The organism is Corynebacterium sp. KPL2895, assembly GCF_040225815.1.
In the GTDB taxonomy this organism is placed as follows: Bacteria; Actinomycetota; Actinomycetes; order Mycobacteriales; family Mycobacteriaceae; genus Corynebacterium; species Corynebacterium rhinophilum.
This window is the reverse complement of record NZ_JBEHFY010000030.1, coordinates 1-21,540: the sequence shown is the minus strand read 5'-3', so window position 1 is coordinate 21,540 and position 21,540 is coordinate 1. Positions and strand designations below refer to the sequence as shown.

The window sequence follows — 21,540 nt, the reverse complement described above, 5'->3', positions numbered from 1 at the left end:
ACTTCGTACTCTCAAAGAAAACTACTCCCCACTAGTCGGTAACTGATTTCTCAGTCCAACTAATGGGGAGCAGTTCAGGTTGACATGAGTGCGGGCTTTAGTTATGCGTTCATCTACGAGCCAGAACATAAACCCCGCCCGTGAGAATGAACCGCCCGCGAGCGCGAAGGGCGGGCGAGGGTGAGGCTGAGGTAGGAGGCCGACCCAGATGTGCTAGCTACCTCCGGCCGCGCTCTCCGTTAAGCCTGGCATTGTGAGGATACGCTCTTGTCGTATTTGGAATATTGCTTCAAAGCGTCATAGAAGGCGTCGGAATAGCCGGTGGCGCCTTCGGGAAGCGGGTGCACGCCATCGGAGTAGAGCATGTCCGGATTATTTTCGGCATAGCCACACCAGTCGGCAATATAAGCATTGTCGTATTCCTTGGCGGCGTCGATGACGTCCTGCTGGGACTGCGCCATCCACTCGCGATCACCGTAGGGAACAACCATTACCACGGTATGGTCCTTGCCGATGATGTCCATGGCCTGGCTGATTTGATTTGGCTGGGCGGCGCCGTTGGTGCCGAAGCCCAAGAATACGGTATCGCGCAACGTGCCGGCGTCCTTCATTTGTTGAAGGATTTGGATACCCACCGTGTAGTGGCGGGATTCCTGGGCATCGATATAAATTCCGGGGAAACGTTGGCTGAGGGCATCGCTAGCCGCCAGCATCACCGAATCACCGATCGCGGTAATATCTGTCCCCTTCGGGATGGGGCGGGTCTTGGCGTCATCCTTTGCTTCGTCTTTATCGTCTTCAGTCGATGTTGTTGACGGAGCGGATGCCTCCGGTGGAGGTGGGTTATTGCTTTCGTTTTGCTGCTGGAGCTGGTCGAGCTGCTGCTCCAATTCGGTCTTGTCGCTGGAATTAACTACGCCGTACACAACGCCCACCAGAGAGGCGACGACCAAGAACGGGACGACAGGCCACATGGCCTTGCCAAAACCATCCTTGAGTTCGCTGAAGCTCGGGCGCGAGGCCCAGTAGTTCTTCCACGTCTTCTTGTATCCGCCGCGGCGGAAAGGATTCTCGATGAACTGATAAGAGATCTCCGAAAGGATCAGGGAGATGGGGACGGCGACAAGACCCAGAATCCAAGTATTCTCAGAATTCTGATTGCCGTGGAATAGCGCCTCCAAAATCATGATGACTGGCCAGTGCCACAGGTACAGCGAGAAGGAACGCTGACCCAACCACCGACTGACCTTCGTCCTAAACAGCGGCGTCATCGGGCCGTACTCGTGGATGACACCCCACACCATGAGGGCACCAAGGATGCTGGTGATAAAGAGCCCGCCGCGGTAGGTAAATTCGGCATCGTCAGGCATGAGGAATAGCTGCGCGACATAGCCGATGAGCGCCAAGAAGCCAATGATGCCGGCGGCACGGGTTTCTACCTTGCCGGAGGATGCCCAAGAATCCGCGTTGGGATCGGACTTCGTAGAGGTCACCAACAATGAGAGGACAGCGCCGGTCAACAGGCCGAATGCGTGGGTATCCGTGCCGTAGTACACGCGGGTGGGGTCTTCACCTGGCGTAAAGATAAACCACATGGCTGCGAAGGAGGCAAGCCCCAGCACGCTGGCGACGACGACCGGAAGGCGGCGCGGCTGGCGTGACGAGATGCGGAAAATACCCAGCATGAGCAGTGGCCAGATGAGGTAGAACTGCTCTTCTACGGCGAGTGACCAGTAGTGGGCGAATACCTGGATCTCGTTATCGGCGAAATAGGATTGCGAGGTCGCAATCTGCGTCCAGTTATTGACAAAGAACAGGGTGCCGAAGAATTGCTGACGCAGGCCGACGGCCAAATCGCCGCCAACCCACGCAACGATTGCCGTACAGAAAACGAGCACGGCGACGGCGGCCGGCAGGATGCGCCTGAAGCGTCGGACCCAAAAGTCTTTCAGGCTAATCGTCCCGGACGTGCGGTATTCGCGCACGAGGAGTGACGTAATAAGAAATCCGGAGAGGACGAAGAACATGTCCACGCCCAAGTAACCGCCGGGTAGGGCGTCGTCGAAAAAGTGGTAAAAGACAACGGCGAGAACGGCTAGGCCGCGCAGGCCATCGAGGCCCTTGACTTGGCGTAGCCGCGCGTGCCGCTTCTTGCGCACGTTTTTATCCTCTGGCGGTATTGCAAGTACTTCAGAGTCGTTTTGTTGATTCTGCAAGGGGTATTTCGATTTATTGGCGCCCTGCTTGCCTTGCGCAGACGACTGCTCCGCAGAGTGATTGGCTGCAGGTTGTTGTTCTCGCGCGTTCTCTTCGGCAGGGCGCTTAGCCTGAAAGGCCATCGTGGGCGCGGTCTTCTCTCCGCTTGGGTTCCCAGGCTTTTGTTCTTGCGCAGAGGCGGACCCCTGGATAGAGGCAGGCTCCTGGACGGAGGCGGGGCCCTGTGCCGCGGCGGATTCTTGTGTGGTTTGGCGCTGTTCTGGTCGCTTGCGACTAGATGCGCGCTGTTCAGGCTTGTGCTGTTTGGGCTTAGCTTGCTCAGGCGTGTGTTGTTTGGGCTTAGCTTGCTCAGGCGTGTGTTGTTTGGGCTTTTGGGCGGGCCAAGACTGCTGGGTGGGAAATTCAGGGGTTCCTTGTGCGGCGTTCGCCGAATCATCGGCAGGCTTTGCAGGGCCAGAAGGCTTAGTCGTACCCGAAGGACGAGCGGCGTCGGAGGACCGAGTAGTACCGGAAGACTGGGATGCGCTAGCGGAGTTTTTAGGGCGGGAAGTACTAGGACTGCTGGACGTACCGCCGGGGCTCGCTGGGAATTCCTTCGTCTCGGCCGCGGGTTGCTGCGGTTTCTTAGATCCTTTGGGCGTGGCTGGCTTTATCGGTTGGCGCTTTTTCGCTTCGGCTTTTTTCTGCGCGGAACCGTTTTGCTTGTTTTGTGTAGTGCCCTTAGTTGGAGCGGATTTGTCGCCCTTCGCATTTTGGGTGCGAGTTGCCTGCTTTTGTTGCGGCGTGGGCGTACCTATCTGGCGCGACTGGCGCGCGAGACCACGGTTGATGTCCGTAGGCTTTGTTTGTGCAGCTTTCTTACTGTCCTGCTTGCCTTTGTCCTGTGGTGTTGACTTGCTGTTTTGCCCACTCGAGCGGGGAGCCTGTTGTTGCTTCCGCGCGCCTTTATCAGTGTGGCTTTCCGCATTCGGTTCGGCGGGTGCGGTGGATTTAGGCGTGGAAGCCTCAGTGGAGGAATCACCTGTAGGCCCATCCTTTTGCCGCGTCGAAGGCGGCGTGGCCTCATTACGCTCGGAATCTTTCTTCCCCAGCAGCGAGCGCAGAAAACGATTCACATGAACTCCCATTGCACTACGAAAATGTACTAATCGGCCAATTTTAGACCGCGAGCAGCGCCATTACCCAAAGTAGAGAGCACGGCGTGGCGCGGGAGATTGGCAATATTTAACGGATAGATGGTGAAAGAAAAGAGTCTAATCCTATTGGCTGGCAAAAAGCTGATTCAGCACTGTCAGCACCCCATACTCGGTATTGGGCGGGGCGATTGTATCGGCAATGGCTTTGAGCTTAGGATGCGCATTGTCCATGGCAATGGCGGTGCCAGCGGCTTGGAGGAGTTCGAAATCATTGAGGAAATCCCCAAACGCCGCGGTGCGAGATTGGGGGATACCCAGCAGCGATGCCATGGTTTCTAGCGCCACCCCCTTATTGACCCCGGCCGCCATCACATCGAGCCACACTGCCCCAGATACCGCAATATTGTGCTCGGGCACCGCCTCGCGCAGCGGATCGTGGAGGTGTTTCTCGCTGCCATCGGCGCAGAAGGCCGCGATTTTGATAATGTCCTCATCGAGCAGATCGTGCAGGTTATCCACCCAGGTGATGGATTTATAGTACTTGGAAATTTCGGCGGAGGCTTGCTCGTCGATGCCCGTTTCCACAAACGCCGTTGCCGGCGTGCACAGCACCACGGTGTGGGGTCGGGCTACCGCGTCGAGCGCTCTCACCGCAGCGTGGACGGCCGATGACGGCAGGGGCGTAGTGCTCAGCAGCTCGTTATTGTGCACAACCACGGAGCCGTTTTCCGCAATAAAGGTCTCTTCATGAGGAAACATCTCTTGCAGGGTGGCGAGCTGACGCCCCGATGCTGGAACGAGGGTGACGCCAAGCTCGGTTGCGCGCTGGCTAGTCTCCGCGAATCCTGGCGGCAAGTCGCCATTTCCATCGAGCAGGGTGCCATCCATGTCTAGGGCGATAAGCTGTGGAAGCAAAATTAAGACCTATCTGTGAAGTCGCAAACGGTAGCTAGGTATATGAGTTGTGTGTCACAATAGGGGATATGACTAATGATGCACCTATCGTGTCCTCAATCCGCAACCATACCGGAGTCATTGAGCTCAACCGCCCAAAGGCTCTCAACTCCCTGAGCCCAGAAATGATCGATCTCATTGCCGCCGCTTTGGATAAGTGGCGTGATGATGACGAGGTAGAGCAGGTCCTTTTGACCTCTACCAACCCCAAGGCTTATTGCGCCGGCGGCGATGTCCGCTTGGCCCGCGACGGCATCGTGGACGGCAAATACGACGAGGTGGATGACTTCTTTGCCTCGGAATACACCCTCAACGGGGATATCGCGGAATACCCCAAGCCGGTCATCGCGCTGGTGGATGGCATCGCTATGGGCGGCGGTCTTGGTGTCTCCGCGCACGGCTCGCACTGCGTGGTCACGGATAAGACTTTCGCCTCCATGCCGGAGATGAATATTGGTTACGTCACGGATGTGGGCATGGCGTATGCCTCCCAAAACGCCGTAGGCACGCGCGGTAAGGCCTCGCCAGAGCTCGCGAAGTTCTGGGGTATTACCGGCTACCGCATGTACGCCGCCGACCTCGTGTGGAGCGGGCTGGCCACTGACTACGTAAAAGACGGCGATGCCTTTGCCAACGACGTCATTGACAAAGGCATTGACGCCGCGCTGGAACAGCACTCCGTGCAGCCGGAAGATGAGGCCCCGCTTGCGGAGCTCATCGAAGGGATCGAGGCTAGCTTCCGCCACGATTCCTGGCAGGACATCACCGCTGCCGCAGAGGAGTACCCAGAACTGAAGGAGCTGGTAGAAAAGCTCACCGCGCAGGCCTGCCCGACCTCCATCGTGGCCGCGCTGGAGCTCTACCGAGCAGAGGCGGAGTGCTCGAGCATTCGCGAGGCCCTTGAGCTGGAAAAGAAACTCGGCGCCTATATGTATCGCCGCGATGACTTTTCCGATGGCGTGCGCGCGGTATTGGTGGATAAATCCAATGATGCGGCGTTCAAACCGGCAAGCATCGCGGATGTGGATGTAGACGCCATTCGCGATGTATTAGCTAAAGATTGATCCCGCGGAAGGAGGCGTAGGCTGCTCGGGCCCGCGCCTCATTGATCTCTCGGGGTGGGGTAGCCGCCAGCGTTGCCTCCGTGGCCGCGGATGTGGGCTGCGGCAAATGCAGCGCTTCGGAATCGAGGAGGACGAGGCCGACGCGGCCATCGGCAAGCGTGGTGCCCACCAAAGTCCACATGCCCAGGATGGGCAGGGCTAGCTGGGGTATCTGCCGGGCGCGCGCGTAGTCCAGCGGTAGCGCGGGCCGGATTAGCGCCGGTACCTGGTGATCGATACCGAAGCGGTACAGGTTCGCGGCAGCCTGCGCGGCTGCGGTGTCCTTGACCTCAGGATCGGCCCACGCCCACAGGAATCGCTCCTCCGAAATGGTGGCGATGAGTACCGCCGTGGCCTCGGCCTTCCCACCAGAATAGCGGATCTCCGCCGTGGCCTCGTCCGCATTGACGTGCACCGTGGCCTCGGGGAAATTGCCCTGGAAGTACATCTGGTGCTCCATGCCGTAATAAAAGGCATCCTCGATGATGCGGGTATCCTTCATGCCCGGCTCGATGGCGGTAATCTGCGGCGAGCCCACTGCGCTAGAAAAATGCAGCGTCGTTCCATCGGAAAAATGCTCGACGGACTCCGCAGTGGAGTCCGCGGCAGATTCCGCGCCGACCTCTGCGGCCGTGATGCCTAAGTGGTGGGCGAGTTCGTGCACCGCGCGTTGCTCATCAATGTCCGGCGCGCTGCGGCGAATGCCTGCTGCAACGCTGGTGGGAAAGTCGAGGCGAGGGTGAAAATCCACAGCAATAATCGCCTCATGATCGCCTTGTTGTGCCCGCAGTACCGGGGCATTGCCGGCCAAGAGGCGGGCGAGGGGGATGAACTTCGCCGGGTCATCCCCGCCCTGCGGCAGGTCGTTCTCCGCTTGCATCGCCCACTGCCAGGTAGGCGAATCGGCGCGATCGATGACGGCGATGCGTGTGCCCCGGAAGTCTGTGACACCGGAGGGAGAGCTGCAGCGAATCTCCACGGGCTGATTGTGGTTAAGGCGCCCCTCGGAATCCATTGAGGGGGTGAGGAAATTAAATTCCACGTCGGTGGTATCGCCCAAGCGGGCTCGGAAGGCGGCGTCAAGGCCCGCCTGAATAAAGCAGGCATCGCGGGTGGCCTGGGCAAGCGAATTCGAAGTATCCATAATTACCTACGAGGATACTGAAACCTCATACGAGGCCGCGCAGGGTGGCAAAGGCGTGGTGGACCAGCTCATCGCGTTCCCTTTTGCTGGGGGACCTGCCCAATTCGCAGCGCCTTTTCAGCTCTTGCTGGCAGGCATTGCCGGTGCTGCCGCACGCGGTCAAGATGATGGTGAGCTCGAAGGCCGAATATTCGGGGTAGCGCTCTTGAAAGGCAACGACGACACGGTGCGTGACGCTATCGAATTTCTTCTTTTCCTCGGCGGTGTGGCTGAGGTTTTCCATCGCCTCGCCGATCTTGAACAGGCTGTGCAGCGAGCGCAGCTCCATGTCTTCATTGTCCAGGGCATCAATGAGCGTGTATTCCAAGACAGTAGAGATGGGCTCGCCGGGAAATGCGGTGGGAATATCCTCTGCGAATGCCTCGAGGACATCCGCGGTGTAATGCAAGAGGGAATCGGCCACGGAAGAAAAATAATTGTGGAACGTGCGCGGGGAGACCCCGACGGCGCTGGTGATATTTGAGACCGTGACTGCCTCAGCGCCGCCGTCCAAGGCGAGGCGGGCCGCGGCATCAGACATGGCCTGGCGCGTTGCTCGCTTCTTGGATTCGCGCAAACTAGTCACGATGAACCTTTCCTACCTTGTCGTGCTGAAAGCGCATGAGTGTCTCGCGCTCCTTGTGCAGGGCCTCGCCCTCGATATCCATATTAGGCACGATCTTATTCAACCACTTAGGGAACCACCACGCCTTGTCTCCCAAGAGGAACATGGTGGCGGGGATGACCATCATGCGGATAACGAAGGCATCGATAAGCACGCCCATTGCCAGGGCGAAGCCCATGGTCTTAATGAATGGCTCGTCCATCAGGATGAATGCCGCGAAGACCGAAATCATGATGAGCGCTGCGGCCGTGACCACGCGCGCGCCGTGCTTAAAGCCATTCGAGGTTGCGTTGGCGGCGGTCTTGCCGCTGACGTAGCCCTCGCGCATGCGGGTGACCAAGAAGACCTGGTAGTCCATGGCCAGGCCAAAGGTTAGGCCGATGAGCATGATGGGCAGGAAGGATAGCAGCGGCTGCGGGTCGTTGACGAGGCCGAACATGCCCTCTTGCCAGATGCCAACGGTAATGCCGAAGGTGGCGGCCACGGAAAGCCCGTAGCCCGCGGCGGCAATGAGCGGAACCCAGATGGAGCGGAAGACCAACATCAAGACGATGAAGGCAAGGCCCAAGACGATGGCCACGTACGGTACGAGCACGCTACTCAGACGCTCAGAAATATCGTCGAAGATCGGGGTGATACCGGTAATGCCGTAGGAGCCGCCGTCCTTAGAAAATTCGCCCTGGTACTCGCGCAGGTGCTCCAAGGTCTCGGTGGTTTTCTCATCGGTTGCGCCGGTGGTCGGCGTGATCATGATCTGAGCGGCATCGCCGTTATCCGTGGTTTGGATGATTTGGGCGTTATCCACGCCCTCGGTGTCGTTGAACTTGTGGAGCAGATCCTGGAAGGCCGGCATGCGGTCTTGCCCGGAGACGTCTTCCACATTGACAAAGGCGATCATCGGGGCATTGCGGCCTGGACCAAAGGCCTCCTCGGACATCTCGTAGGCCTCGCGCTGTGGGGTGCCGGGTTTAGCGGAGCCATCGGTAGGCATGGCCAGGCGCATATTCGCAAATGGGATGGCCAGGATGGCAAGTACGATAACGCCTACGCCTAGGTGCAGCCACGGGTGAGCGCGCACGCGGCGGACCCAGCGCAGCCCCATGGTTGGCTTCTCGTCCTCGGGGTCTGGAACCTTGGGGCCGGGCACGCGCCCGGCGAAGATCTTGGTGCCCAGCAGGCCCAGCACGGCGGGGATAAAGGTATTGGCCACTAGCACGGCGATGACCACGGTGCCCGCGGCGGTGATAGCCATGGTGGATAGGAATGGGATGCCGATAATAGTCAGGGCCGCCAGGGCGATGACCACGGTGGTACCGGCGAAGACGACGGAGCCGCCGGCGGTGCCCAGCGCCATGCCCATGGCGTGAGCGCGGGTGCCCTTATCCATCTTCTTCAGTTCCTTGGCCAGTTCCTTTGGTGTCAGGTTATTCAGGCCCGAGGAGGTGATGAGCTCATTGCGGAAGCGGTTGACAATGAACAGGGCGTAGTCGATGCCCACGGCAAGGCCGATCATGGAGGCTAGCGTCGGGGTCATATCGGAGACGGTATCGGTAAAGATGGTGGCCAGCTGTACGCCGAGGATGCCGATGCCCACGCCGATGACGGCGGAAATCAGCGGCATGCCGGCAGCTACGAAGGAGCCGAAGGTCACCAGCAATACGATGGCGGCAACCACCATGCCGATAAGTTCGGCGCTGCCATTCATGCCAGCCTCGGCCATCGCAAAGGCATTGCCCTGGTACTTAACGGAGAGGCCTTCGCCGTCATGCTCGTGCAGGACATCCGTTACCGCAGCCATATCGTCATCGTTGATGTCCATGACATCAGCGGCATCGAAGGCGATGGTGACGGTGCCGGTGGTCCTATCCTCGCTCAGCGGGGAAAGCTGCTGCAGGTTCTTCGCAACCTGCTCTTCGGGTATGCCTTGGGCCCGCATCTGCTCGCCCATTTGCTTTTCCATGCCAGCGGCGGCGAGGACCGGGCTGACCAACTCATCCTCGTTCTTCAGCGCACCGGTGTCCTTGAGATCTTGGAGCAGCTTGTCGATGTCCCCAGCAACGGCATCATCGCTCAGCTCCTTGCCCGCAGGGGCCTGGATGACCACGGTGCCCTCTGGGGCGCTCATGGCATCGGTATCTTGATCGAAGTGCTCCATCATCTCTTCTTGAGTAGTGGTGGAGTCCATCTCCGGCATGGCGAAGTTGGGGTTCGGGGTTTTGGCAAAGCCGGCGGTGAGGCCGACCATCGCCATCAAGACGATGATCCAGAAGGCGAGGAAGGGCCATACCGTGCGGTAGGACCAGCTTCCCAGCCGGTAGAGGAATCTGGACATGGTGAGCTCCTTTATGCGTGAGAGGTGTGGGCACTGCTTCTAAAACCTTGCATAGTCTATGCAATCTTGCGGAAATGGTGCAAAATAAGGTGCAGGTAGGCATAGTAGCTCTTTAATGTGACCTATAACCCAGCCCAGCCCAGAGTGCACAGGGTGGCGCGAAGGATAGGTAGACTATCGCGCATGATTCACGCGGTAAGTTTCGCTCTCTTGGATTCGGTCAATGCCTTGCTCATTGGCATCCTCGTGGCCATCGGCATCATGCTCCCGCGCGGGAAGTACCGCTGGATTGCCGGCCTAGTCATCCTGGGCGATTGGTTGGGAGTTCTTACCGCCGCGGCCGTGGTCATGTTCGTCCTATTGGGCGTGCGCGAACAGATAGCGGCCATTTTGGAGTCACCGATTGCCGGCGGCATCCTCATCATCGTCGGCATCGCCCTGGCCTTCGCCGCCTGGCATTCCCAGGGAAAACCCAATGCCTTGATCGGGCGCATGCTGCAACCGCTGCGCAGGCCTTCTATCACCACCGTGCTTATCGGGTTCGTGATGGGCGTGGTGCAATCGCTGACCTCCGTGCCGTTTTATTTTGGCCTCATGTTCTTAGCCACCGAGGATCTGTCGCTCGCCGCCCAATACGGCGGCCTTCTGTGGTACGCCACCCTGGCGCTTTCCCTGCCGGTGGTGTGCGGCCTTTTCATCGCCGTGGTGCGCGCCCACCCAGACTCAGCTGCGGGCCGAGTCTTTGCGGCGGCGCGCGAAAACAGCACACGGGTTGCGCTCATCAGCGGCTATGTAGTTGCCGCCTTCCTTATCATCATGGGTGTCGTGAACCTATAGGTATGCGCTAGTCAAAGTAGACATCATCCAGCGTCAGTTCGGTGCCAGATTGCTGCTTAGCTATGTCCACGTAGCGCGCGGCGTGCGGGATAAATGCCGCGGACTGCTCGGTGGAAAGCTCGCGACGCACGGTGGCCGGGACGCCGGCGGCCAAGGAGCGGGCCGGGATTTCCGCGCCCTCGCGCACCAGCGCGTCGGCGGCGATGAGTGAACCGGGCCCGATGGTGGAGCGAGATAGCAGGGTAGCGGACATGCCCACCAGGCTGCCAGCGCCCACATGGGTGCCGTGGAGCATGGCCATGTGGCCTACCGTGACATCGTCTTCAAGGATGCACGGTGCCTCCCGTTCCACGTGGATAACGCTATTGTCTTGAATATTGCACCGGCTGCCAATGCGGATGGGGCCGACATCGCCGCGCAGCACGCAGCCATAAAATACGGAAGAATCCGGGCCGATTTCCACATCACCAATGATGGTGGCATTCGGCGCGATCCAAGCGCTGCGGTGGATGCGCGGGCGCGCGCCTTGGAAGGGATAAATAGGCATTATTCCACCACCACCGCGAGGCTGGGGGATAGCTCGTACTCGCCGGAGATGGGGGCATCGGCAAGCGGGGCACCCGCAAGCTCGGCCTGGGAGAGCGCGCTCGCCAGCGTCGGCGTGATGGGGATGATCCAGCCGTGCTTGGGATCTTTGACCGGCAGCACATCCTTCGTTACGGCGGGAAAATGCGCCGTGGTGGTGGGGGAGATAAGGGTCGCGGACTCGCGCGAACCGGCGAGCTCAGCAAGGGCCCGCGCGCCCTGCTGGCCGGTGATAATGATGATCAGCTGGCCGGCGGTCCTAATATCTAGCCGGTCCACCTGCACGGTCGTCGCGACGGAATCAGGCCGCGCCAAGTGCGGCGCCCCATTCCCGGTAAGTTTGGCAAGAGCGTCCAATAATCCCATAGCGTTCAAGTCTAGCCGCGCAGCCAGGAAGCGGGGTTGACCGCCGTAACATCGCCGCGCGTATTATGGGAGACCATGATTGATGCCAGCAACACCGCCCTTGTTATCGAAGGCGGCGGAATGCGCAATTCCTATACCGCCGCCTGCATAGTCAAACTCATCCAAGAAAACGCCACCTTTGGATGGGTAGGCGGAGTATCTGCCGGCGCCTCTCACACGGTCAATTACCTCTCGCACGATGCCAAGCGCGCGGAGGAATCCTTCACGGATTTTGTCAATAACCCCAGCTTTGGCGGCGTGGGCTCGCTGGTGCGCGGCAATGGCTATTTCAATGCGGAATATATCTATGAGCGCTCCGCGGATAAGGATATGCCCTTTGACTGGGATGCGTACCGCGAACATCCAGCGGATATGGTGCTTGCCGCCGCGCGGGCCGATACCGGCGAATCCGTGTATTGGACCCGCGATGATGTGAAGGAACCAGAAGATCTGTATGTGCGGGTGCGCGCCTCCTCTACGCTGCCGCTGCTTATGCCCATTCGCATCATCGATGGCTCGCCCTATGTGGACGGCGCCTTGGGCTCGTCCGGCGGCATTACCATCGAGCAGGCGGAAGAGGCTGGCTACGAGAAATTCCTCTTCATCGGCTCCAAGCCGCGCGGATATGTCCGCCCCGAGGTAGCGCGCCCGGCGATTACCCGCCGCATCTTCCGCAAGTACCCCGCTATTGCCGATGCCCTCATTGGCCGCCCGCCCATCTATAACGCGGCCAAGGACCGGCTCCTCGAGCTAGAGCGCCAGGGCAAGGCGCAGCTGTTTTTCCCGGAAGATATGCAGGTGGCCTCTACCGAGCGCAATGTGGATAAGTTGCGCGCGAATTACCAGGCCGGCAAGGCGCAAACCCATGCCGAGTGGCCAAAGTGGAAAGAATTCCTGCTGGACTAGCTCACCTCTGGGCCGTGGTGTGAGATCGCCCTCCTGATTCTTTGTGGCATCAGGAGGGATAATCGCGTGCGCTTTACTAATGGCGGTATTCGGTGCAAGGTGCCAAGCTTTTTCAGCTAGCTAAATCGCGCCAAGCTCCTAAGATTGCACAGCGTGTTAGCGATTTTTGATGGCAATATTTGGCTGAGCATTTTCTTCATGATCGTGCTCGGCACGCTTTTTGGCATGATTCCCTTTGGCCCGCTGCGCTTCGGCGCGGCGGGTACCCTTTTTGTCGGCTTAGCCTTCGGGTCCTTTATTGATCTGGATGACAATATCCTTAGTTCCTTGCAGAAGCTGGGTTTGGGCCTCTTTATCTATATGCAGGGGCTCTCTGCCGGCGAGGCCTTCTTCAAGGGCTTTTCTACCCAGCTAAAGCACATGTTGCTCGCCACTGTGGCGGTAATAGCCGCGGCGGCCGCGGCGCTGGGCATAGGCAGCCTCATGGGGCTATCGCCGCTGGCGGTGACCGGCGTATTCTCCGGCGCGACGACGTCCACGGCATCGCTGGCCGTGGCCCAGCAGCAATCCGGCGAGGAGCTGCCCGCCGTGGGCTATTCCTTGGCCTATCCAGTCGGCGTGGCCGTGGCCATCCTCCTCGTGGCATTCATCCTGCGGCATAGTTGGCCCGCGCAGAAGGACCAGGACCACTCGGCGGAAAAGATTTTCCGCTCGCGGACGATTAAGGTCACCCGCGATATTTCCTATGCCGAGCTGCGCGAGAAATTCGCGGATCATTTCATCATCGCCACCATCCGCCGCGGCCGCGATATCGACGTGCCGGGCGATAACCCAGAATTGCACCGCGGCGATGTCCTGCGCGTGCTGGTGACCAAGGCAAAAGCTAAGGAGCTTACGGGTGCCCTGGGAAAGCGCCAGCCCCAAACCCCGTTTGTGGATAAGCGCCTGGTCAATGAGACCGTGGCCATTTCCAATGAGGATATTGAGGGCCGCAAGGTCAAGGAGTTAAACCTCTTTTCGCGCTACGGCGCGCGGATTGTGCGGGTGCGCCGCGGCGATGAGGAATTCCTTGCCACCAATGAAACCCACCTTGAATCCGGCGATGACCTAGAGATCGTGGTCAAGCATGACCGCCTGGGTGATGTTCGCGATTATTTTGGCGATTCCGTGACCGCATACTCGCAGCTTAATTGGGTAGCACTCGGCGGTGGGCTGACCATCGGCTACCTGATTTCCCTCATCGTGATTCCTCTGCCCGGTGGTGCGTCCTTCGAGCTCGGGTTCGCGCTGGGCCCACTGATCACCGGCCTAGTCCTCGGCGCCCTGCACCGCACCAGCCGCATTCCGTGGCAGATCCCGTCTCCGATTAATACTGCATTTCAGCAGTGGGGGCTTGCCATCTTCTTGGCCTCAGTAGGCCTGTCCTCCGGCGAGGCCTTTGTGTCCACCGCCTTTTCTTGGATGGGGCTGAAATCCATGGTGCTGGCCGCGATCATCGCCGTTATCATCATTGGGATTTTCGCGGTGGCCAGCCGTTTTATGGGGCAATCCGAAACCCGCACCTCCGGCGGAATTTCCGGCCTCTTTGGCCAGCCCGCGGTGGTCAATTACGCCACGGGCGCCAGCTCGGATTCGCGAATACTTACCGGCTATACCTCCACCATCGTGGTGGCGCAGTTCATGAAGATCGTGGTCATCCCGGTCATGCTGCTCTGACGGGGCAGCCGCTCTATTAATCCGCAACCAAGGTCTCCATGGTCAGCTCTGGGTGTTCCTTCTCAATGAAGGCGAGCTTCCACTTATCGCCAAATAGGGCGATGAGCTCGCCGTCCTGGCGGGTGAAGATCTCCACGCCGCGCTGGCGGCCGAGTTCCGGTGCGGATTCGGCATCGGTGCGCCGCGCCACGGAGTAGGGGATGGGCTCGGTGACGGTTTCGACGTTGTACTCGAATTCCATGCGGGCCTGCATGACCTCGAACTGCATGGGGCCGACCGCCGCCATGACCGGGGAAGCATCACCGCGCGCATCGTTGCGCAGGACTTGCACTACGCCTTCGGCCGAGAGCTGTTCCAAGCCCTTGCGGAAGGCCTTGTACTTGCCCAGCGATTTCGCGCGCAAGATGCGGAAGGCCTCCGGGGCGAATTGGGGCATGGGCTTGAACTGCACCTTTTTGCCGGAATAGATGGTGTCACCGGGTGCTAGCGAGCCCGCGTTGACGAGGCCCACGATATCGCCTGGGTAAGCGGTATCCACGGTATCGCGGGTGCGGCCAAAGACCGTCAGCGCATACTTGGTGGAAAAACTGCGGCCGGATTGGGCGTGGTTGACCTGCATTCCGCGCTCGAATTCGCCGGAGACCACGCGCATAAACGCCAAGTTGTCGCGGTGTTTTTGGTCCATGCCCGCCTGCACCTTGAAGACGACGCCGGAGAAGTCATCGGCTACCTCGCGGACCTCATCGATAGCGCTGGTGGCTGCCTCCACGGCCTTGGGATCGGATTCGCGGGAATGCGGCGCCGGGGCGATGGCACACAAGGTATCCAAGATCTGGTGGACACCGAAGTTCAGCATGGCCGAGGCGAAGATGAGCGGGGAGGTCACGCACTGCTCAAAAAGTTCTTGATCGTGCAGGGCGCCATCGGCAGCAAGCAGCTCGGCTTCCTCTACCGCGGTTTCCCACACATCCTCTTCCTTTTCTTCTGCGGCGGCAGGATCGTAGTGCTCTTCCGGCGCGATGGTGGAACCACCGGCGGTGCGGATGAAGTGGATGTAGTTATCGGCCTCGCCGTCATCATTGATGTGGGCCAGGCCGCGGAAATCGCCCGCGATGCCCACCGGCCAGTACAGCGGGGTGGGCTGCAACTGGATTTCGTTTACGATCTCATCAACGAGCTCGAGTGGCTCGCGGCCCACGCGGTCCCACTTGTTGATCACCGTGACGATGGGCAGCCCGCGCGCCTTACAAACGCGGAAGAGCTTGAGGGTTTGTGGCTCGAGGCCCTTGGCGGCATCGATAAGCATCACTGCGGCATCTACCGCGGTGAGCACGCGGTAGGTATCCTCCGAAAAGTCCGCGTGACCTGGGGTATCAACCAGGTTGATCATATAAGGCTCGCCCTCGTGTCCCTCCGGGGCGTATTCAAACTGCAGCGCGGACGAGGCGACGGAGATGCCGCGGTTTTTCTCCATGTCCATCCAGTCAGACACGGTGGACTTGCGGTTGCCCTTGCCGTGGACCGCGCCGGCCTCATTAATCACGTGCGCATGCAGCGCCAGCGCCTCCGTCAGCGTGGACTTACCGGCATCCGGGTGGGCTATAACGGCGAACGTGCGGCGGCGCGAGGCCTCAAAAGCGACAGAACTCATGCGCCATAGTCTAGTGGTTTCCCGCTACCACTCCACATTGAGGCGGCGGCCCAGATCCTCAAAGACGCGGTGTGCCACAGAGGTATTCTTCGCAATCGGGCGCTGCATGCCCAGCGTGCGTTTATTATTGTAGTATTCCCCGGACTGAAAATGGATGCCCTCGGTGCCGGTGAGGAAGTAGGCCAAGTTCTCGCCGCCGGCCTCTGCGGTGCCAAAGGCCTTGCCGATGACCCCGGAGTACAACTTGCCGGTCAGCCCCTTAGAGGACTTGCCAAACTCGGTGGCTAAAACGCCTGGGTGAAAGGACACCGCGTTGATGCCGTGGGCATCGATAAAGCGGGCGAGCAAGATATCCGCTAGCTTGGCATTGCCGTATGCGCGCTCTGGGCTGAAATGCTCCAGCGTATTGGGATCCGCCGGATCGAAATTTGAGATCAGCATATTGGCCAACGACGCCGTATTGACCACGGTGGCGCTACTATCGCGCAGCTTTTCTTGCAACAGAGATGTCAAAAGGAAAGGTGCGACGACATTGACCTGCCACGTGCGCTCGAACCCATCAGCGGTCATGGTAGGGCCATCGAAGATGCCGCCGGCATTATTGCCCAAGGCATCGATGCGCTCTAGTTGTTGCAGGTCATCAGCCAGTTGGCGGACCTCAGCAAGCGATTCGAAATCGGCGAGGAAATACTGCCCGTCCACTTCCTGTGCAACGGCCTTGGTCTTGTCCGGATTGCGGCCGATGATGACGAGGTTATCCTGCGGGCGGGTGCGGTGAATCTGCCGGGCGGCTGCGGCACCAATGCCTGACGATGCCCCGGTGATCACGATGGTCCTAGCAGCGGAGTACGGCGAAGTCATAGGCTAGATTCTAGCTATGGACGCGACATCCGTCCGCGACATTCGTTCGTGATATTTGTCCGCGGCGTCGCGCCGCACAGTTCCGCGTGGGGCTGGACAGGTCTATACTTCCGGCTTGTGAAGCGCCTGCTTTTTCTGCGGCAATGGGGACCAGCGCGGCTAACCGCCACCGGGTTTCTACTGCTCATCCTGATAGGAACGGTTTTGTTATTGCTGCCGTTCGCCGAGGCGGGAGATTCCCGCGCCTCGTTTTTATCCGCCCTCTTTACCGCGACCTCCGCGGTCTCGTTGACCGGGCTGGTCGTGGTTGATACCGGCAGTTTCTGGAGTCCAGCCGGGCAAGTGGTCATCTTGGCCCTTATCCAACTGGGCGGTTTGGGGATTATGTCGCTGGCCTCGCTATCCGGCCTGCTTTTAACCGGCCGGATTAGCTTTAAGGCGCGCAAGACCGGCGCCTATGAAAGCCGGCCCATCCTCGCCGGTGGCATCCGCCGCACCCTGATTTTTACCTTCGCCTTTACCGCGGTGGTAGAAAGCATTATCGCTGTGGCGGTCACCGCGCGCCTGATGGTGGGCTACGGGCATTCCTTCCCGCGGGCGTTATGGGAGGGCATCTTTCATGCCATTTCGGCGTTCAATAACGCTGGGTTTAGCACCAATAGCGATAACCTCGTGCCGTTTGTGGGCGATGCCTGGATACTAATGCCGCTGGCCGGAGCGGTCATTGGCGGCGGGCTGGGTTTTCCAGTCTGGGCGGAATTGATGCGCCACCTGCGGCGCGGGTCGGAGGCGATGCGTCGCATCTCTATTACCGCGCGGATGACGCTGGCGGCAACCGGCGTGCTCATTGTGGCCGGCACGATATTTTTTGCCTTGACGGAGTGGAATGGCGTACTGGCACCGATGGCGTGGGGCGACAAGCTCCTCAACTCGTTCTTTACCAGCGTATCCCCGCGCACGGCCGGTTTTAATACCTTTGACTACGGCGAGATCCACCCGGTGACGCTCATGGGCACCGATATCTTGATGTTTATCGGCGGCGGCTCGGCCGGTACCGCCGGCGGCATCAAGGTCACCACCGCGTGCGTACTATTGGCCGCCATGGCCGCTGAGTTCTTGGGCAAGGAAAAGACCTCCATCTACCACCGCAGCCTTCCCCATAGTGTGACCCGACAGGCGCTAGCATTGAGCTTTGCTGGCGTGCTGGTGGTGACCCTGGGCGTGGCGGCACTGCGCTTTTTCGACCCGCAATTTAGCGGTGATCAGGTCTCCTTTGAGGTCATGTCCGCCTTTGCCACCGTGGGCCTATCCACCGGGATTACCGCCAGCTTGTCCGCACCCTCACAAATCGTGCTGTGTTTCATCATGTACCTGGGCCGCGTTGGTCCAACCACCCTGGTAGCAGCGTTGGCGGCCAAGAACCTCAGTCGCCGCTATAGCTACCCCGAAGAAAGGCCCTTCATTGGCTAGCATTTTTAAGGCGTTGGGCCACTCCCGCGCCACCCTCGACATTGCCCCTGTCGTCGTCATTGGCTTGGGGCGGTTTGGTTGCTCCCTGGCTAGCGAGCTCATGGGCCATGGGGTAGAGGTCCTTGGAATCGACTCCGATGAAAAGATCGTGCGCGAACGAGCGCCGCACTTAACTGAGGCCATTTCGGCCGATACCACCGATCCGGCGGCGCTGCGCCAGCTGGGCATCGACGAGGTGGAGCGGGTCATCGTGGGCATCGGCTCGCACCTGGAGGCGTCCATCCTCACTGTCTCCAACCTGGTGGAGCTGGGGGTCAAAGATATTTGGGCCAAGGCTAATTCGGAGGCCCACGAACGCATCCTGCGCCAGATTGGCGCCCACCACGTCATCCGCCCCGAGCGCGATACCGGCCGTCGCGTAGCCTACCTCTTGGGTGGGCGCTTCCGCGACTTTGCTGAGATCGCCCCGTACTACGGCGTGACCCAGATGGCCGCGCCCTCCTCGGTCACGGGCCGCCCGCTCGATTTGGGCGAGGTTTGGCGCACCCACCACGTGCAGTTGGTGTCGGTCTGCCAGGCGGAGGGTGCTTGGGCCCCGCTTGCCGATGCCACCCAGCTCGCCCCCACCGACTTCATCGTCGCCGCCGGCAGCCCACAGGCGCTGGAGAAATTTTCCCAGTCCTAGCGCGAATGAATGCGGTTTTGCGCTTGTACGAGCCCGTGCGTGGCGATGAGCCGGGCGGCTTCGGCGGCGGACGCAATGGCGGTATCGAAGCCGGGGCCGGCATCGACAGGCGCTAAGACATAATCCGGAATCGACGAACCCTTCGGCGGGCGCGCAATGCCAATGCGCACGCGCACATAATCCCGCGTGCCCAGGTTGTGCGTCAGCGATTTCAGCCCGTTGTGCCCATTTTCATTGCCGCCTTGCTTTAGTCGAATTTTATTGGCAGGCAGATCTAGTTCATCGTGAATGACGATGATGTGGTCCGCCGCAATTCCCAAAGCTTGCGCCAGCGGGGCAATCGGATCACCGGAGAGATTCATAAACGTTGTCGTGCGCACCGCCAGGACGCGGGTATCGCCCCAGCGCAGCGGGGCTACCTCGAGGTCCATCCCGCGCACCGGCTCGAGCACGTCGCCGCCTTGGGCCAGCACATCGTCCACGGCCATGTATCCCACGTTATGGCGCGTGGCGGCGTATTTCGCCCCGGGGTTGCCCAGGCCAATGATGAGCCAGTCTGCTTCTAACTCGGCCGGATCCTGCCCCTGCTGCGCTTGCGGGGGCCCGCCGAAAAACCGGGCAATAAAATCTTTCAAAGCTGCCACGAATGCGCCTTTCTAGCTCGGTACAGTAGTTTCCTATGAGCCAGGTTATTCAATCTTTGCGCCGAACCGTAATACCAGCGCCCATGGCGGGCGGGCCTACCACCGTGGATCTGGTGCGCGCTGCGCATCAGGCCGGCTCCTTTGGCACCTTGGGGCTTGGGTCTGCCAGCGTGGATTCTGCCCGCAGCCAGATTGATGCCTGCGCCGGCATCCCCTTTGGGGTGAACCTGTTTTGCCCGCAGGATCCGTTAACTCCTGAGCAGTTGGCCGCCGCCGCGGAACTGGCCGCGGCCGAAGATGCCTCGCTACCGGATCCCGATTATTCCTTTGGCTTCCACGACAAGCTCGAGCTGGCGCTGCAGGGCGGCGCGCGCGTCGTGTGGTCCATGTTCGGCACCTTTGACTCTGAGCAGCTTGCCCGCATCCACGCCGCGGGTGCCGAGGCTTGGACCACCGTCACCACGCCAGGCGAGGCCCGCGCCGCCGCCAAGCTGGGAGTGGATGCGCTGTGCGTACAGGGCCCTTATGCCGGCGGGCACCGCGGCACGTGGGACCGCACCGCGCTTCCAGACGATCGACCCCTGCCAGATCTCATCGCCGCAGTCCACGAAGCCGTCCACGCCGTCGCACCGAGCATCCCGCTGATTGCCGCAGGTGGGCTGCGCACGGCAGTAGAGGTAACCCAGGTATTAAGCCTGCCCGGCGTGGCCGCCGCATCGTGCGGCTCTGCCTTCTTGCTGAGTAAAGAAGCCGGAACCAGTGACTACAACCGTAAGCTTCTCCGGCGCGGCGGGGCCACCGTATCCACCCGCGCCTTTTCCGGACGCCATGCCCGCGGCCTGGAGACTGACTACACCCGCACTCACCCCGATTTACCCCCGGTATATCCCATGCTTAATTCCGTGCTCAAGGAACGCCGAGCGCAGCACGATGACGCCGTAGCCTACTGCCTCGTAGGTGAGCCGGCTGCCAAAATCCGCGGGGGTAGTGTCGCAGACATTCTGGACTCCCTATGCCAAAACAAACACTAAGACACGCTAAAATTTGGGGCGAAGATTTCTAGCCACCCCCGAAATAGAAATGGATGGAGCCTCGTGACTGCGAACGCACATATTGGACATGATGACTGGAACGAGCGCCTCGAATTGGCGCAACAGATGATTCCCCTCATCCACCAACTGCACCGCAATAACAACGTCGTCGCCACCATCTTCGGCCGCCCGCTGGTTGGGCAGACCGATATCGACATCATCAAGTCCCACCGCTACGGACGCCGCATTGCCCAGCGCCAGCTCTCCACGGCAGAAACCCTGCCCATCCTGTCCGAACTTGCGGATATGAACCTAAGCTCCGCATCCATCGACGTCGGACGCCTCCTACTGGGCTTTGAAGAGTCGGGCGAAGATGACCTGCGCCGCTACCTCGAAGATGAACTCACGGAAATCGTCGGTGCCGGCGAAGACATCGACCCAACCGATGTCGTGCTCTACGGCTTTGGCCGCATCGGCCGCCTCCTTGCCCGCATCCTCGTCGCCCGCGAAGCCGCTTACGGCGGCGTGCGCCTGCGCGCGATCGTGGTGCGCAATAAGGGCGAAGGGGACATCATCAAGCGCGCCAGCCTCCTGCGCCGCGATTCCGTCCACGGTGCCTTCAACGGCACCATCAGCGTGGATGAGGAAGAACAGGTTATCTGGGCCAATGGTACGAAGATCCAGATGATCTACGCCAACGACCCAGCCACGATCGATTACACCGAATACGGCATCAACAACGCCGTGCTGGTAGATAACACCGGTGTTTGGCGCGATAAGGAAGGCCTGTCCCAGCACCTTAAGGCCAAGGGAGTGGCCCGCGTGCTGCTGACCGCACCGGGCAAGGGAGATATTAAAAACATCGTCTTTGGCATCAATGATTCCGCCATTACCGATGACGATAAGATCCTCTCCGCCGCATCGTGCACCACCAACGGCATCACCCCGGTGCTCAAGGTCATCAATGACCGCTACGGCGTGGCGCACGGCCACGTGGAAACCGCGCACTCGTTTACCAATGACCAAAACCTCATTGATAACTACCACAAGGGCGAGCGCCGTGGCCGCGCCGCTGGCCTGAACATGGTGCTTGCCGACACCGGTGCTGCCAAGGCCGTGGCCAAGGCCCTGCCTGAGTTCGAAGGCAAGCTGACCGGTAACGCCATCCGCGTTCCCACCCCGGACGTGTCCATGGCGGT

18 protein-coding genes are annotated in these 21,540 nt (G+C 60.1%); 8 read left to right on the top strand and 10 right to left on the bottom strand.

The annotated features are described in order from the left end of the window. Nucleotides 1-239 precede the first annotated feature (239 nt). Entirely contained in the window at nt 240-3,332 is a 3,093-nt protein-coding gene (locus ABRP95_RS11040) for an acyltransferase family protein (RefSeq protein WP_284850405.1), read from the bottom strand. Between the two features lie 144 nt (nt 3,333-3,476). Further along, nucleotides 3,477-4,268 carry an HAD family hydrolase gene (locus ABRP95_RS11035; protein WP_284850404.1) on the bottom strand — a complete coding sequence of 264 codons (792 nt, stop codon included), beginning with the start codon at nt 4,266-4,268 and terminating at the stop codon, nt 3,477-3,479. Nucleotides 4,269-4,336: 68 nt separating this feature from the next. Between ABRP95_RS11035 and ABRP95_RS11030 the strand changes: the two genes are divergently transcribed. Further along, entirely contained in the window at nt 4,337-5,371 is a 1,035-nt protein-coding gene (locus ABRP95_RS11030; protein ID WP_349839453.1) for a 3-hydroxyisobutyryl-CoA hydrolase, read from the top strand. Here the strand turns inward: ABRP95_RS11030 and ABRP95_RS11025 are convergent. Genes ABRP95_RS11025 through ABRP95_RS11015 form a run of 3 tightly spaced genes read right to left on the bottom strand, consistent with a single transcriptional unit; the run spans nt 5,361 to nt 9,550 of the window. Further along, nucleotides 5,361-6,554, bottom strand: a complete 1,194-nt coding sequence (locus ABRP95_RS11025; RefSeq protein WP_349839452.1) for a DUF6882 domain-containing protein — start codon at nt 6,552-6,554, stop codon at nt 5,361-5,363. The two genes, ABRP95_RS11030 and ABRP95_RS11025, sit on opposite strands and share 11 nt — an antisense overlap. Nucleotides 6,555-6,579: 25 nt before the next feature. Next, complete coding sequence (locus ABRP95_RS11020) at nt 6,580-7,179, bottom strand: TetR/AcrR family transcriptional regulator (RefSeq protein WP_349839451.1); 600 nt, start codon at nt 7,177-7,179, stop codon at nt 6,580-6,582. Then, nucleotides 7,172-9,550 (bottom strand): MMPL family transporter, encoded by a 2,379-nt coding sequence (locus ABRP95_RS11015; protein ID WP_284851810.1) that lies wholly within the window; start codon nt 9,548-9,550, stop codon nt 7,172-7,174. Before ABRP95_RS11015 ends, ABRP95_RS11020 begins: the two co-directional genes overlap by 8 nt. 183 nt (nt 9,551-9,733) lie before the next feature. Here ABRP95_RS11015 and ABRP95_RS11010 point away from each other — a divergent pair, with 183 nt between their 5' ends. Then, nucleotides 9,734-10,387, top strand: a complete 654-nt coding sequence (locus ABRP95_RS11010; protein WP_284783375.1) for a hypothetical protein — start codon at nt 9,734-9,736, stop codon at nt 10,385-10,387. Between the two features lie 7 nt (nt 10,388-10,394). Here ABRP95_RS11010 and ABRP95_RS11005 read toward each other — a convergent pair whose 3' ends face one another. Together ABRP95_RS11005 and ABRP95_RS11000 are read right to left on the bottom strand one after the other, a co-directional pair. Beyond that, nucleotides 10,395-10,934 (bottom strand): gamma carbonic anhydrase family protein, encoded by a 540-nt coding sequence (locus tag ABRP95_RS11005; protein ID WP_284851811.1) that lies wholly within the window; start codon nt 10,932-10,934, stop codon nt 10,395-10,397. Continuing rightward, nucleotides 10,934-11,338 carry a hypothetical protein gene (locus ABRP95_RS11000; protein WP_349839450.1) on the bottom strand — a complete coding sequence of 135 codons (405 nt, stop codon included), beginning with the start codon at nt 11,336-11,338 and terminating at the stop codon, nt 10,934-10,936. Before ABRP95_RS11000 ends, ABRP95_RS11005 begins: the two co-directional genes overlap by 1 nt. A gap of 75 nt (nt 11,339-11,413) precedes the next feature. Between ABRP95_RS11000 and ABRP95_RS10995 the strand changes: the two genes are divergently transcribed. Both ABRP95_RS10995 and ABRP95_RS10990 read left to right on the top strand, forming a co-directional pair. Further along, nucleotides 11,414-12,283: a patatin-like phospholipase family protein gene (locus ABRP95_RS10995; RefSeq protein ID WP_284819569.1), complete on the top strand. Its 870-nt coding sequence runs from the start codon at nt 11,414-11,416 to the stop codon at nt 12,281-12,283. Nucleotides 12,284-12,436: 153 nt separating this feature from the next. After that, entirely contained in the window at nt 12,437-13,999 is a 1,563-nt protein-coding gene (locus tag ABRP95_RS10990; protein ID WP_349839449.1) for an aspartate-alanine antiporter-like transporter, read from the top strand. 16 nt (nt 14,000-14,015) lie between these two features. Here the strand turns inward: ABRP95_RS10990 and ABRP95_RS10985 are convergent, their stop codons facing one another. After that, nucleotides 14,016-15,650, bottom strand: a complete 1,635-nt coding sequence (locus ABRP95_RS10985; RefSeq protein WP_284771081.1) for a peptide chain release factor 3 — start codon at nt 15,648-15,650, stop codon at nt 14,016-14,018. 24 nt (nt 15,651-15,674) lie between these two features. Beyond that, the gene (locus tag ABRP95_RS10980; RefSeq protein ID WP_284771082.1) at nt 15,675-16,511 is read right to left on the bottom strand and encodes an SDR family NAD(P)-dependent oxidoreductase; all 837 of its coding nucleotides are present in this window, start codon (nt 16,509-16,511) and stop codon (nt 15,675-15,677) included. A 117-nt stretch (nt 16,512-16,628) separates the two neighbouring features. Between ABRP95_RS10980 and ABRP95_RS10975 the strand changes: the two genes are divergently transcribed. Together ABRP95_RS10975 and ABRP95_RS10970 are read left to right on the top strand one after the other, a co-directional pair. Continuing rightward, the gene (locus ABRP95_RS10975) at nt 16,629-17,981 is read left to right on the top strand and encodes a TrkH family potassium uptake protein (RefSeq protein ID WP_349839448.1); all 1,353 of its coding nucleotides are present in this window, start codon (nt 16,629-16,631) and stop codon (nt 17,979-17,981) included. Beyond that, a complete protein-coding gene (locus tag ABRP95_RS10970) occupies nt 17,974-18,666 on the top strand; it encodes a potassium channel family protein (protein ID WP_005279976.1) in 693 nt (230 codons plus the stop codon). Before ABRP95_RS10975 ends, ABRP95_RS10970 begins: the two co-directional genes overlap by 8 nt. Here ABRP95_RS10970 and pth read toward each other — a convergent pair. After that, nucleotides 18,663-19,310 carry an aminoacyl-tRNA hydrolase gene (gene pth, locus ABRP95_RS10965; protein WP_284783391.1) on the bottom strand — a complete coding sequence of 216 codons (648 nt, stop codon included), beginning with the start codon at nt 19,308-19,310 and terminating at the stop codon, nt 18,663-18,665. The genes ABRP95_RS10970 and pth overlap by 4 nt on opposite strands. A gap of 35 nt (nt 19,311-19,345) precedes the next feature. On the opposite strand from pth, the gene ABRP95_RS10960 reads away from it, so the two are divergent. Beyond that, complete coding sequence (locus ABRP95_RS10960) at nt 19,346-20,341, top strand: nitronate monooxygenase (RefSeq protein ID WP_284854083.1); 996 nt, start codon at nt 19,346-19,348, stop codon at nt 20,339-20,341. A 63-nt stretch (nt 20,342-20,404) separates the two neighbouring features. Next, the coding region (locus ABRP95_RS10955; protein ID WP_349839447.1) for a glyceraldehyde-3-phosphate dehydrogenase at nt 20,405-21,540 on the top strand (1,136 nt) is incomplete at its 3' end.

Coding starts and splice junctions, on each gene's coding strand:
- ABRP95_RS11030 (WP_349839453.1), top strand. CDS start 4,337: ATGACTAATGATGCACCTATCGTGTCCTCAATCCGCAACCATACCGGA.
- ABRP95_RS11025 (WP_349839452.1), bottom strand. CDS start 6,554: ATGGATACTTCGAATTCGCTTGCCCAGGCCACCCGCGATGCCTGCTTT.
- ABRP95_RS11015 (WP_284851810.1), bottom strand. CDS start 9,550: ATGTCCAGATTCCTCTACCGGCTGGGAAGCTGGTCCTACCGCACGGTA.
- ABRP95_RS11010 (WP_284783375.1), top strand. CDS start 9,734: ATGATTCACGCGGTAAGTTTCGCTCTCTTGGATTCGGTCAATGCCTTG.
- ABRP95_RS11005 (WP_284851811.1), bottom strand. CDS start 10,934: ATGCCTATTTATCCCTTCCAAGGCGCGCGCCCGCGCATCCACCGCAGC.
- ABRP95_RS11000 (WP_349839450.1), bottom strand. CDS start 11,338: ATGGGATTATTGGACGCTCTTGCCAAACTTACCGGGAATGGGGCGCCG.
- ABRP95_RS10995 (WP_284819569.1), top strand. CDS start 11,414: ATGATTGATGCCAGCAACACCGCCCTTGTTATCGAAGGCGGCGGAATG.
- ABRP95_RS10985 (WP_284771081.1), bottom strand. CDS start 15,650: ATGAGTTCTGTCGCTTTTGAGGCCTCGCGCCGCCGCACGTTCGCCGTT.
- ABRP95_RS10980 (WP_284771082.1), bottom strand. CDS start 16,511: ATGACTTCGCCGTACTCCGCTGCTAGGACCATCGTGATCACCGGGGCA.
- ABRP95_RS10960 (WP_284854083.1), top strand. CDS start 19,346: ATGAGCCAGGTTATTCAATCTTTGCGCCGAACCGTAATACCAGCGCCC.